Source organism: Streptomyces sp. NPDC001348, assembly GCF_053597535.1.
Genome location: NZ_JBSFIK010000037.1, coordinates 1 through 12,002 on the forward strand (window position 1 = coordinate 1; position 12,002 = coordinate 12,002).

A 12,002-nucleotide genomic window follows, 5' to 3' on the forward strand; every position below is an offset into this window, starting at 1 on the left:
GGGGGGACCCCCATCGAGGGCTCTCCGGCGCCTTGCGATGCACGGCACCAGACCACGCGACCGCACCGGGCGCTCATAGTGCAAGGACCCCTTAGGCCGGCGCAGTGCCCGGAGCCCCGCGGCCTCCCGGGAGCCTCAGTGGTCCGCAAGGGCCACCAGGCCGACCATCCCTCACCCGAAGGAGACACCCTTGACGCCAGCGCGGACGCAGTCCCTTGTGCCGAAGCCCGCCCCCCTGACCATGGTCGAGGACATCGACGGACACGGGCCTCGGGTGTGTGACGACATGACCGTCGAGGTGGCTCTGGCCGTCATGGCGGGTGCCCGGGTCGAGTATCTGACGGTGTGTGACGGGGACGACCAGAGCACGGGTCGGATCACCCTGGCGCGGCTCGCCGTTCTCCGCGGCAGTTCCGCGTACACGGACCGGATCCGGCTGCGAGACGTCCTCGGCGGATCACTGCCCTCACCCGGGGCCCGCGCCGGTGGCGTCGGCGAGTACGGCCGGACTCCGGGCGCACGCACACTCGTGCCCTGACCCGCCTCACCCCGGGCGGCCCGTTCTCCCTCCCCGCGACTTCTCCCCCTGCGAGGCATCATGCGCTGCGTCATCGCCCAGTATCCGTTCGACCTGACCAGGGACGGGGTGCTGGCCTCGATGAAGGGCGTCCGGCCCGAGCTCGTCACGGGTGAGTCCGTGACCATCGGCCGCCGCCGCTACCCCGTCAAGCAGGTGGGCCGGATCATCACGCGACAGGACCCCCGTGACTTCACCGCCGGCGAAGTCAGGAGGGCCATGACGCGCCTCGGCTTCGTCTGCCACGACCACCCCGAGGCCGCGCCCGTGGGCGTGGGCGGCCCTTCTCCGCTCCACAGGGCGTCCGCACTGCTCGGCGGCACGGGCCTCGAGGCGGTATGAGCACGGGCGGCCAACCGCCCTCAGGATCCCGGTGGGGGCCCTGCCGACGCGCGTCGGCAGGGCCCCCACCGCTGTGCCGCCGTCCGCTCGGAAACCGCCGGCCGGTCAACGGGGCGGGGACGGCGTCTCACCGGTCGGAGTAGCTGAGATCGCCCACGGTCCATGCGCTGACGTCCTTGATGGCGACTCGGTACATACCGCCCGTCTCCGGGATCCCGAGGCTGCCCTGCAGGATCCGGGCGAGATGGAAGTGCAGATGCGTGGGCGCCGCACCGCGATCGGTGGGGTCGTCGCCTCGCGGACCGGGGGCGAAGACGTCCGAGAACGGGCCGAGACGGTCCGAGTCCCTCAGGACCTCCGCCACCCGCTCCCGCCACACCGCCTCGGGAGCCAGCCGGCCGGTGATGACGGCACCGCCGACGACCACGGTGAGCGACATCTGATTGCTTCCCCCGGACTCCACCGCGGCGGAGATGGCGACGAGCAGCTCGTCAGGATTCGACATGGCAGCAGAGCATATGCGGCCCACCCGTACGGCGACCCCCCGCAGGGGGGGTGAAGCGGTGCACGGGCGACCGGAGGCGGCTCCCGGTCAATCGGCGAGCCCGGTCGCGGCGTGGCTCGCTCGTCCGCCGGAAGGATGAAATCTACCTTTGCCGGAGTAGACTTCCTCTCCTGTCATGGGTACGCTTCTTCTCGTAGACAGGGTCGAACGAGATCCGCCAGACACGAACTGGCGGGTGGCCGGCTACGAAGAGCCGTCAACAGCAGTACCGGTTCGTCCAGTGGTTGGTCCGAGAAGGAACGGAGGAGCAGACGCCATCAGGATCGCCCGGTCCGTACTCGGCCCGGGTACCGCAAGACCCCGGAATGGATGGTGGTCCCCGGTCAAGCAGCTGCGATCCCCCGCTCCGCCCTGCCGGGCCGGGTAGCGGAAACAGAAGGTCGGCACAGCAGTAGGGCCGACAGATGGTGTTCAATTTCCTTCGGGGCCCTGGTGCCGTACGGCACCAGGGCCCCTCGACGCGTTGCACAGCGAGGTGACATGACATCGGACAACCCACTGAATGATCGTCTGGACGACGACGACTACCCCGCGTACACGATGGGCCGGGCAGCCGAGATGCTCGGCGCCACGCCCGCCTTCCTCCGAGCCCTCGGTGAGGCACGTCTGATCACCCCGCTCCGCTCGGAGGGAGGACATCGCCGGTACTCCCGCTACCAGCTGCGGATCGCCGCCCGCGCCCGCGAGCTCGTCGACAAAGGGACCCCGATCGAGGCCGCGTGCCGCATCGTCATCCTCGAGGACCAGCTCGAGGAAGCGCAGCGCATCAACGCCGAGTACCGCCGTGCCGCCGGCCAACCGGCGGGCAGTTCCGGCTCCGGCTGAACGCGCGGGCCACAGCCGGAATGCCGTCCGGCGGCCGGTGCTCAGCCGCTGAAGAACCGCTCGTCGAGCGCGACGGTCAGCAGTCGGTCCATGCCCAGCGCCGGCTGCGGGCGGGTCACGGGGGCGCTTTCGGCGTACGAGTTGACCTCCCGCACCGCCACCCGGCGGCCGTCCGGACGCAGGATGTCGACCAGCCACACCGCGGCCGGACCGCCCTTCTCCGAGTGCCCCTTGACCTTCTTCACCTTGGTGCCGTCGGCCAGGGTCCGGGCCTCGCACTCACCGGAGACACCGGCGCAGCCCATGTCCTTGGCCAGCAGGGCGGTCATGTCGTACTGCGCGTCGGCCTCCACCATGTTCTTCCCCCGGCCGTCGTCGTACACCAGCTGGACCAGGTCGTCGCCCGCGTTCAGGTCGGAGACGGTCCCGCCGTGGGGCAGGTGTGACTTCAGCACACTGGTCATACGGGTGCCGGGTACGTGCTTCGTCCCGGCCGAGGGGCCCGTGGGGTGGCGGTCGTCGGCCGGCAGCGCGGCGATCGCCCTGTCCCAGGCCGTGCTGCGCGCGATGGAGGTCAGCCGGTCGATCGACAGCAGTGGTTCGGCCGCACTGGAGGAGGCCTTCTCACCGCCGCCACCGAACTCCTCCACCGTCAGCTGCACCCCGTCGGCGGTGGTGTACACCGCGTACCAGCGCTTCTGCCCGGTGTCGCTGTTGGGGTAGGTGAACGACTTCGTGGTGCTGAGCACCGCGCCGCCGGGGAGCTTCCGGGTGGTGCACTTGTCGTACGGGCGCACCTCGACCGGAAAGCAGCCGCCATCGCCCTGCTGGTTCGCGGGGACGCCGGGATCCAGCCGCGCGATGCGGATGTCGATACCGGAGGACCCCTTGCCGGTGGAGTAGGTGAGCTCCGCGGTCGGCCAGACGAGGGGGCCGTCCGACTGCGACCCCCGTCCCGAGGCGTCGGAGACGATGCCGCCGGGCGGCAGCAGACTCTTCAGCGTTCCGACCATCTCCTCCCCGCTGACCGGCACCGGCGCCCCGGCGGACGACCGCCCGGTGGAGTGCCCTGAGGCGCCGGGGCTGTTCCGCTCCTGGGTGCCGTCACCGCCCACGCTGTGCACGGCGCCCGTGGCGATCATGGTGCCGCCCACGGTGACCAGCGCGAAGACGGCCGTGGCGGCGGCGACCTGGGTGGCGCGGATCAGTTTCATCCGCCGGCCCCGAGCGACGGACCGCCGCACCAGGTCGGCGGAGTGCGGCGGGAACTCACCGGCGGCGCGGCTCATGGCGCGGGACAGCCCCTCGTCGCGGTCCTCGTTGGGTGACATGGTGGATCTCCGTTCGTGTGGGCGTGGGTCGGCCCGGGCGCGAGGAGCGCCGCCGGACCGTGCTCGTCATGCGGTCAGGTCGGCCAACTGATCGCCGAGCAGGGCACGCAGCCGTTCCAGGGCACGCCGGCTCTGGGCCCGAACGGCTCCCGGCGACACGTGCAGGACCTGTGAGGTCTCCTCCACCGAGCGGTCCTCCCAGTAGCGGAGCACCAGTACGGCACGGTCCTTGGCCGTCATCCGGGCCAGGCCGTCCAGCAGGGTCATCCGCAGCTCCGCGTCCCGCGCCGGGCCGGCCGCCTCGGGCAGCCGGTCGCTGGGGCGCTCGGTGGAGCTGCGGCGGCGGCGCTGGGAGAGGAAGGTCCGCACCAGCACGGTGTCGGCATAGGCCACCGGGGCCTCCACCCGGCTGATCCGCCGCCAGGACCGGTACATCTTGGCGAGGGTCTCCTGCACCAGATCCTCGGCGAGATGCCAGTCGCCCGTGAGCAGGCAGGCGGTCCGGAACAGAGGTCCGCTGCGGGCGGCTGCGAACTCCAGGTAGTCCGCGGGTGCTTCCCTCACGTGTGTCCCTTCATGGTCGGACGTCACCTCTTACACGCGGTGGGGGTGCTCCCGCGTTACGCGGCCGACGGAATCGGCGCGGCAACCCGCCCGGTATGGCCGCTTCTTGGGCCGTCCGAGGAATTCCGCTCACCGGTTCGGGTGACTTGCCGCGAGGCCTTCGCTCCTTTGGCGTATGCCGCGCGTGAACTGGGCGTGCCACACGACGAGGCCGGTGGTCCGGCCACCGCCCGCCCCCACGCGGCGCCTGGCGGCGCCGGAAGAGAAAGGGACACCGGATGCGCGTACTGCGCGCCTTCGCGGGGAGCGTCCTCGCATCGCTCCTCCTGCTGATCGGCGTCTCGCCGGCCACGGCCCATGCCGACCACACCCGGCCCGGGCACAGCACGTACTGCCCGACCGCCGACCGTGCCCGCGGGACCAACTCCGCGCCGACGACGGCTGACGAGCGTTACTACCTCGACGACTGGCGGCTGGGGCCGAAGTACCTCCCCCAGTCGGGCGCCGTCGGCGCGATGCTGAGGGGTTATCAGCGCACCGACCACACCTCCGCCTACTGGTTCCTCGGGTGCTACTGGCAGACGGATCCCGCGACGGGGAAGTCGGGCTGGTGGTATCCCGACCACCAGGGCTTCCTGCTGGACAACGGCAAGCCGGTCGAGCGTCCCGTAACGCTCCGCAAGGGACAGCTGGTCGACCTCTTCGGCAGCGGTCTCGGCAACTTCCTCGCCCCCGCGGGCACGCCGTACGCCAAGCGTGCGCTGCCGCCCAGCAATCTCGACACCTACGTCCCGAAGTATCCGTTCAGCTACCACCTCTACCGGGTCGACCAGCCGTTCACGGTCGAGGCCGGCCCGATCCGCCCCTGGTTCGGCCAGCCCGGTCTGGGCCTCCAGTACGTGACGACGGACACGATCCCCACGCTCGTGGGCGCGCACAAGCTGAAGGAACTGACGTAGCGGACGACCTGATGGACAGAGCGGAACTCGTCGCGAGACTCCGGCGGGCGGGCGTACCCGAGGCCTTCTACGAGATCGCCGGTGTCCACGACGTGCCCGTCCAGCCCGACGCCTACTACTTCCTGCGGCAGGAGGCGGATGCCTGGACCGTCGGGCTGCGGCAACGCTCCGAGGACAGTGTCATGCGGCGTTGCGGCACCGAGGCCGAAGCCTGCGAGTACCTCTACGACACGCTGACGCGGCTGCCCGCTCCCTCCTCGGCGGCCGTGGAGCCCCTGGAGAGGCTCCTGTCGAACGCCGAGGAGATCCAGCGGCAGGCGTGGGAGGACTTCCGTCGTGGCACCGGGGAAGCCGGTGACGGCTGAGGCCGGGGGCGGCTGAGGCCGGGGGCGACGTCACCAGCTGACGGCGTCGTCCATCGACTGCTGCCAGTAGGTGACCTTGAGCGAGTCGTCCACGTAGACGCCCTTCGCGGGGAGTGACGGACGGGCGGCCGTGCCGACGCTCCCGTTGCCGGAGCGGCCCTGGAAGTGGACGGTCAGGGTCTTCGCGGTGCGGCCGTTCGAGCCGCTGCCGTCGGTGGCGGACAGGCTCACCGACGCGTACCCGGACTCGCCCGGCGCGAGCGTGACGACCGCCTGCGGCTTCGACTCCTCGATGACCGGCGGCACGGCCTGGGCCTCGCCGAAAGCGACGGCCGGGTAGCCGTAGAGGTAGCAGGTCCGGCTGCCGGTGTTGGTCACCGTGAGCAGCATGTGGTTCACGGGGCGGTTCAGCGGGGCCGCGACCGTCCTGGTGTCGGACCCCTCACAGGTGACCGGCGTGCCCGTGGAGGCGGGCGCCTTGGAGGAGACCGAGGTCTTCGAGAGGCCCGAGCCGTTCGAGTGGCCCGAGCCGTTCGAGTGGACCGAGCCGTTCGAGCTGGGCGAGCCCTTAGTGGGGGCCGCGGACCCCGCGGAGGGGGCGGCGGAGTGGCTCGCGGAGCCGGCCGCCGGCCGGGGCTCGGTGTGGAGACCGGTCCCGTCGCTGCACGCGCTCAGGGAGAGCGCGGCGATGGCGACGGTCGTGGCGGCGCCGGCGAGACGGATGCGGGAGGTGCGGAGGTTGGACATGGTGCCGTGCCCCTTCGGTGTTCGGGTGGGGGTGGTGGTTGGATGACCGAAGCTTGTGCGGTGATCCGTCCCAACCGCCACGCACAGCGGGGAGTTGGGGACGCTGGAACGCCGAAACGCGCTCTGACCAGGGAAAAGGCAATGTCCCTGGAACGCGCTACTGGAACGCGGGGAATGAGGGGAACGGGTGTCAGGGGCAAGGGAGGCCGGGGAGACGGAGGCGTTCGCACGGCGGCTGCGGGAGCTGAAGGACCGCTCGGGGCTGAGCTACGGGGTGCTGGCCAAACGTCTGCACATGAGCACGTCGACGCTGCACCGCTACTGCAACGGCACCGCGGTGCCGGTCGAGTACGCACCGGTGGAGCGCCTCGCGAAGGTCTGCCGGGCGACGCCGCAGGAGCTGGTGGAGCTGCACCGGCACTGGATCCTGGCGGACGCGGCGCGTGGGCGCAGGGCGGACCAGGCCCCGGCGAGGGGACCGGCTCGGGACGCCGGTCCGGACGCTTCGGCCGATGCGGGGGGTTCCGGACGGGACAAGGGCGGGGCCGGGGCCGGGAACGGGGCCGAAGCCGGAGCCCGGACCGAGACTGAAGCCGGGACCGGGACCGGGAACGGGACCGGGACCGGGACCGAAGCCGAGGCCGGAACCGAAACCGAAGCCAGGGCCAGTGCCGGGGCCGGGAACGGAGCCGGGACGGGAACCGGGGCCGACGCCGGGACCGGGACCGAAGCCAGGACCGGGACCGAAGCCAGGACCGGGACCGAAGCCAGGACCGGGACCGAACCCGGTACAGGGACCGAAGCCAGGGCCGAGAACGGTGAGCCGGTCGTCATCGACACGGCGGCCGGGGCCGCGCTGCCTCGCCGTCCCTCCCGGCTGCGTCGTCGCAGCACCGCGCTGATCGCCTCCGTCGCGGTGGTCGCGGCACTGGGAGGCGTCGCGTACGCGCTGCAGCCGACGCCTGTCCGGTCCGGTGACATCACGGTGCCCGCGTCCACCGGCCCCCTGGACGTCGGGGCCCCCGCGCAGCCCTCCGCCACCCCGTCCGCCGGCGGAAGCGGACACGAGCCGTCCGCGTCGTCCGCCAAGTCTCCCACCGGGACGCCCCGTTCCCGGGGTGCCGGGTCCGGTGCCCCGAAGGGCGAGGGCAAGCAGGGTCCGGGCCGGTCCGCGGGCGACAGCACCCCCGCCGCCGTCCCGCTCACCGTCGGCACCCGCCCCTACGTCTACGACAGCCCGTGCAGCCAGCACTTCCTCGTCGACAGCGCACCCCAGCAGGTCGGCCCGCCGGCGAACGAGCAGGACGCCCCGCGCTGGGCCGCCGCGTACGGGGCGGTCTCCTCGGGCGACCAGCGCATCGCGCTCACCGTCCAGGGCACCGGCCAGGACACCGTCGTCCTGCAGGCCCTGCACATACGTGTCCTCGCCAAGGGCGCGCCGCTCGCCTGGAACGACTACTCGATGGGCGTCGGCTGCGGCGGCGGCGTCGAGACCAAGTCGTTCGACATCGACCTGGACGACGGCAGCCCCGCGGTCACCGTCAGGAACGGCCAGCGCGACTTCCCGTACAAGGTCAGCGAGTCCGATCCGGAGGTCTTCTACGTCACCGCCCACACCAAGGCGCACGACGTCCGCTGGGACCTCGCCCTGGACTGGTCCAGCGGCAGCCGCCGCGGCACCGTCCACATCGACAACGCCGGCACCCCCTTCCGCACCAGCGCGGACGCGGGCCGCCCGGGTTACGACTACCCGCTGGGCGGCGGCGAGTGGATCGAACGGGACACCTGACCCGCCCTCCGGGTCAGGGCGCGGGCGGGCCCGCCTGTACGAGGCCCGACTGGTAGGCGATCACGACGAGTTGGGCACGGTCGCGGGCGCCCAGTTTCGTCATGGCCCGATGGATGTGGGTGCGCACGGTCAGCGGGCTCAGCGTGAGGTCCTCGGCGATCTCGGTGTTGGACTTCCCCTCCGCGGCCAGGGCCATGACCTCGCGTTCCCGGACCGTGAGCTCCGCGAGGCGTTCCGGGGTGGACAGGTGGGCGCCGCGGGCGGGGGTGGTGAGGAAGCGGGTGATGAGGGTGCGGGTGGCGCCGGGCGACAGGAGGGCATCGCCGGAGGCCACGGTGCGCAGGCCGGCCAGCAGGGTGTCGGCGGTGACGTCCTTGCCGAGGAAACCGCTGGCACCGGCGTGCAGCGCCTGCGCGACGTAGTCCTCGGTCTCGAAGGTGGTGAGGATGAGGACGCGGGTGGCGGACAGCCCGGGATCGGCGCAGATGGCGGACGTGGCGGCGAGGCCGTCCGTGCCCGGCATACGGATGTCCATGAGGACGATGTCGGGGTGGTGGGCGCGGGTCAGGTCCACCGCTTCGGCGCCGTCCGAGGCTTCGCCGACCACCTCCATGTCCTCGCAGGAGTCGATCAGGATCCGGAAGGTGGCCCGCAGCAGGGCCTGGTCGTCGGCGAGCAGTACCCGGATGCTCATGGCGTCCTGCTTTCTTCGGCAGCGGCGGCCGCGGCGGCAGCGGTGTCGTCCGGGGCGGCCGCGGCGGTGAGGGAGGAGGAGGGCTGGAGCGGCAGCGCGGTCGTGACCTCGAAGCCGCCCTCGGGGCGGGGGCCCGCGCACAGTTCGCCGCCGACGGAGTGGGCGCGTTCCCGCATGCCCATGACGCCGAAGCCCCGGCTCGGTGCCCCCTCGGGGACAGCGGCGGCCGGCCCGTCGTTGCTGACCGTGATCAGCAGCCGGGAGCCGGAGTACACGAGCCGCACATGGGCGGTCTCCGCCGCGGCGTGCTTGGTGACGTTGGTGAGCGCCTCCTGCACGATCCGGAACGCGGTCAGGTCCACCCCGGGGGACAGCCGTCGCGGCTCACCCTCCGTGCCGATCGTGACGGTGAGCCCGGCGGACGCGCACGCCGCGACCAGCTCGGGCAGCCGGGCGAGACCGGGGGACGGCTCCAGCGTCGCGGAGCCGGGGTCGTCGTTCTGGCGCAGGAGCCCCAGTGTGGCCTTCAGCTCGCGCAGTGCGGAGGACGTGGTGCCGGTCAGGTCGGTGAGGATCTTCTTGGCCTGCTCGGGACTGGTGAGGGCGAGATGGGCGGCGGTGCCGGCCTGGGCGTTGGCCAGGGCCAGGTGGTGGGCGACGACGTCGTGCAGTTCGCGGGCTATGCGCATCCGCTCCTCGGTGACGCGCAGTCGCGCCTCCTCCTCCCGCGTGCGCTCGGCGTGCTCGGCACGGGCCTGAACCGCCTGCAGATAGGCGCGCCGCAACCGGGTCATGTTGCCGGCGGCGAGCGGCAGCAGCAGCCAGAAGAACGGGCCGATCGTCCTGAGCAGCAGCGAGACGTGGCCCATGGAGTCGGAGAACACGGCCGCGACCACCAGCGCCGCCATGGTGGTGACGCCGTAGACGCGGGTGGTCCTCCGGTCGGTCTGCGTGGCCAGCCAGTAGAGCGCCGCCATGATCGGCGCCAGCAGCAGGGGGGTGAGCAGGTAGCCCAGCGCGACCGTGACCACGGTGCAGATCGCGGTGAGCGCGACGGAGCTGCGCGGGTGGCTCCGGTGCTTCAGCAGGGCGAGGCAGGACACGCCCATGAGGAGGGTGGCGGCCTTGTCCTGGTCGGGCGGGTGGGCGCCGGGCAGGGTGAGGTTGCTGCCAAGACTCGCGCAGCCCATCAGCGTCAGGGCCACCACGGCGTCCACGGCGAGCGGGTGGCGGTCCGTGAACTGCTCCAGGCGGTCCGCGTAGCGGCGCTCCGGGCTGGTGGTGCTCATCGTGCTCTCCGGTCGGTGGGCTGGGTCCATCGTGAACGGCTCCGGGGACGAACGGCGAACGGGCCGCCCGTGTCCTTGGCCACGGGCGGCCCCCTGCGCGGGGCGCGGTGGTGTCAGGTGCGGGTCGCCGCCAGTTCGGCCGCCTCGGCCGGGGCCGGGTCCGCCTCGGCGCCGCGGCTCAGCGCCTCGCCCTCCACGTCGACGCGGGGCAGGACCCGGTCCAGCCACCTGGGCAGCCACCAGGCCCTGTCGCCGAGCAGGGCCAGCACGGCCGGGACGATCGCCATCCGTACGACGAAGGCGTCGAAGAGGACGGCGGAGGCCAGTCCGAACCCGATCATCTTGATCATGGAGTCGCTCTCGCCGATGAACCCGGCGAACACCGCGATCATGATCAGCGCGGCGGCGACGACCACGCGGGCGCTGTGCCGGAAGCCGGACGTGACCGCCTGGCGGGCCGGCTCGCCGTGGACGTACGCCTCACGCATCCGCGAGACGAGGAACACCTCGTAGTCCATGGCGAGGCCGAAGACGATGCCCACCAGGAAGATCGGCATCAGGCTCATGATCGGCCCGGTCTGTTCCACGCCGAGGAGTCCGGCGCCGTGCCCCTGCTGGAAGACCAGGACGACCACGCCGAGCGAGGCCAGCACCGACAGCAGGAAGCCGAGGGCCGCCTTGAGCGGGACGAGGAGGGACCGGAAGACCACCAGCAGGAGGACCACGGCCAGACCGACGACGACCACGAGATACGGGACCAGGGCGGCCTGCACCTTGTCGGCGATGTCGATGTTCAGCGCGGTGGTGCCGGTGACCTCGAAGGACGCCCCGGTCCTGGACTCGACCCCGGGACGCTCGTCCCGGATCGTCTGCACCAGCTCCTTGGTCCGCTCGTCGGTCGGCGCGGTGGAGGGCACGACCGAGATGACCGCGGTGTCGCCGGCCTGGTTGAAGCGGGCCGGGGAGACGGACACGACGCCCTTCGTGGCGGCGATCCTCCCGGACACCGTGCGGGCCGCGCCCTTGGGGTCGGCGTCGCCCTTGGCGTCCACGACGACGGTCAGCGGCCCGTTGAAGCCCGGTCCGAAACCCTCGGCGAGCGCGTCGTAGGCCCGGCGCTCGGTGGTGGAGGTCGGCTTGGCCTCGTCCCCGGGCATGCCCAGGTCCAGGGACGTCACCGGTACCGCGAGGGCCCCGAGGCCCACCACGCCGAGCAGCAGCACGGGCACCGGGCGGCGCAGCACGAACCGCGCCCAGCGGGTGCCCCCGTTGTCCCCGTTGCCCCCGGTGGTCTCCTCGACCCGGCCGCTCCTGCGGGCCTTCCGCCTGAGCACCGCGTTCGGCCAGAAGCCGAGGAACGCGGGGACCAGCGTCAGCGCGATGAACACGGCGACGACCACCGCGCCCGCCGCGGCCAGACCCATCTTGGTGAGCATCGGGATGCCGACCACCGAGAGCCCGGCCAGGGCGATGACGACGGTGAGTCCCGCGAAGACGACCGCGGAACCGGCCGTGCCGGCCGCCAGCCCGGCCGCCTCCTCGGGCGCACGGCCCTTGGCGCGCTCCTCACGGTAGCGGGAGACGACGAAGACCGCGTAGTCGATGCCGACCGCCAGGCCCAGCATCATCGCCAGGGTGCCGGTCGTCGTGGACAGACCGAGGGCGTGGGACAGGGTCAGGATCGTGGCCATGCTGACCCCGACACCTATGACGGCGGTGAGCAGCGGCAGCCCGGCGGCGGCCAGCGAACCGAAGGTGATCAGCAGTACGACGGCGGCCATCGCGATGCCGATGCCCTCGGCGGCGCCGCCCGCGCCACCGCGGTCGCTCACCGCGCTCCCGCCGGTCTCGACGGTCAGCCCGGAGTCACGGGCCGCGTCGACGGCCCGCTCCAGCCGGGTCTTGCCGGCGTCGGTGAGGTCGTTGCCCTTGACCTTGTAGGTGACGGTCGCGTA

13 protein-coding genes are annotated in these 12,002 nt (G+C 72.2%); 6 read left to right on the forward strand and 7 right to left on the reverse strand.

Annotated elements, in window-relative coordinates:
* The first annotated feature begins 190 nt into the window (after window positions 1-190).
* Both ACWC21_RS30850 and ACWC21_RS30855 read left to right on the forward strand, forming a co-directional pair.
* The gene (locus ACWC21_RS30850; RefSeq protein WP_450886545.1) at window positions 191-538 is read left to right on the forward strand and encodes a CBS domain-containing protein; all 348 of its coding nucleotides are present in this window, start codon (window positions 191-193) and stop codon (window positions 536-538) included.
* Window positions 539-598: 60 nt separating this feature from the next.
* Entirely contained in the window at window positions 599-919 is a 321-nt protein-coding gene (locus tag ACWC21_RS30855) for an SCO5918 family protein (RefSeq protein ID WP_450886547.1), read from the forward strand.
* Window positions 920-1,046: 127 nt separating this feature from the next.
* Here the strand turns inward: ACWC21_RS30855 and ACWC21_RS30860 are convergent, their stop codons facing one another.
* Window positions 1,047-1,424: a hypothetical protein gene (locus tag ACWC21_RS30860; RefSeq protein ID WP_450886549.1), complete on the reverse strand. Its 378-nt coding sequence runs from the start codon at window positions 1,422-1,424 to the stop codon at window positions 1,047-1,049.
* Window positions 1,425-1,964: 540 nt separating this feature from the next.
* Between ACWC21_RS30860 and ACWC21_RS30865 the strand changes: the two genes are divergently transcribed.
* Window positions 1,965-2,309, forward strand: a complete 345-nt coding sequence (locus ACWC21_RS30865) for a MerR family transcriptional regulator (protein ID WP_450886550.1) — start codon at window positions 1,965-1,967, stop codon at window positions 2,307-2,309.
* Window positions 2,310-2,350: 41 nt separating this feature from the next.
* Here the strand turns inward: ACWC21_RS30865 and ACWC21_RS30870 are convergent, their stop codons facing one another.
* Complete coding sequence (locus ACWC21_RS30870; RefSeq protein ID WP_450886552.1) at window positions 2,351-3,640, reverse strand: hypothetical protein; 1,290 nt, start codon at window positions 3,638-3,640, stop codon at window positions 2,351-2,353.
* 66 nt (window positions 3,641-3,706) lie between these two features.
* Window positions 3,707-4,204, reverse strand: a complete 498-nt coding sequence (locus ACWC21_RS30875) for a SigE family RNA polymerase sigma factor (protein ID WP_389144083.1) — start codon at window positions 4,202-4,204, stop codon at window positions 3,707-3,709.
* A 278-nt stretch (window positions 4,205-4,482) separates the two neighbouring features.
* Here ACWC21_RS30875 and ACWC21_RS30880 point away from each other — a divergent pair, with 278 nt between their 5' ends.
* Both ACWC21_RS30880 and ACWC21_RS30885 read left to right on the forward strand, forming a co-directional pair.
* The gene (locus ACWC21_RS30880) at window positions 4,483-5,163 is read left to right on the forward strand and encodes a TNT domain-containing protein (RefSeq protein ID WP_450886554.1); all 681 of its coding nucleotides are present in this window, start codon (window positions 4,483-4,485) and stop codon (window positions 5,161-5,163) included.
* A gap of 11 nt (window positions 5,164-5,174) precedes the next feature.
* On the forward strand, window positions 5,175-5,528 hold the full coding sequence (locus ACWC21_RS30885; RefSeq protein ID WP_450886555.1) for a hypothetical protein: 354 nt from the start codon (window positions 5,175-5,177) through the stop codon (window positions 5,526-5,528).
* Window positions 5,529-5,558: 30 nt separating this feature from the next.
* On the opposite strand, the gene ACWC21_RS30890 is transcribed toward ACWC21_RS30885, so the two are convergent.
* Window positions 5,559-6,275, reverse strand: coding sequence for a DUF4232 domain-containing protein (locus tag ACWC21_RS30890; RefSeq protein ID WP_450886556.1), 717 nt, complete (start codon window positions 6,273-6,275; stop codon window positions 5,559-5,561).
* Window positions 6,276-6,462: 187 nt separating this feature from the next.
* Between ACWC21_RS30890 and ACWC21_RS30895 the strand changes: the two genes are divergently transcribed.
* Window positions 6,463-8,064 carry a helix-turn-helix domain-containing protein gene (locus tag ACWC21_RS30895; RefSeq protein WP_450886557.1) on the forward strand — a complete coding sequence of 534 codons (1,602 nt, stop codon included), beginning with the start codon at window positions 6,463-6,465 and terminating at the stop codon, window positions 8,062-8,064.
* A gap of 13 nt (window positions 8,065-8,077) precedes the next feature.
* Here the strand turns inward: ACWC21_RS30895 and ACWC21_RS30900 are convergent, their stop codons facing one another.
* The 3 genes from ACWC21_RS30900 to ACWC21_RS30910 all read right to left on the reverse strand — a co-directional run.
* Window positions 8,078-8,758, reverse strand: a complete 681-nt coding sequence (locus ACWC21_RS30900; RefSeq protein ID WP_450886558.1) for a response regulator transcription factor — start codon at window positions 8,756-8,758, stop codon at window positions 8,078-8,080.
* Window positions 8,755-10,047, reverse strand: coding sequence for a sensor histidine kinase (locus ACWC21_RS30905; protein ID WP_450886559.1), 1,293 nt, complete (start codon window positions 10,045-10,047; stop codon window positions 8,755-8,757). Before ACWC21_RS30905 ends, ACWC21_RS30900 begins: the two co-directional genes overlap by 4 nt.
* A 113-nt stretch (window positions 10,048-10,160) precedes the next feature.
* Window positions 10,161-12,002: MMPL family transporter (locus ACWC21_RS30910; protein ID WP_450886561.1), on the reverse strand; the 1,842-nt coding region annotated here is incomplete at its 5' end.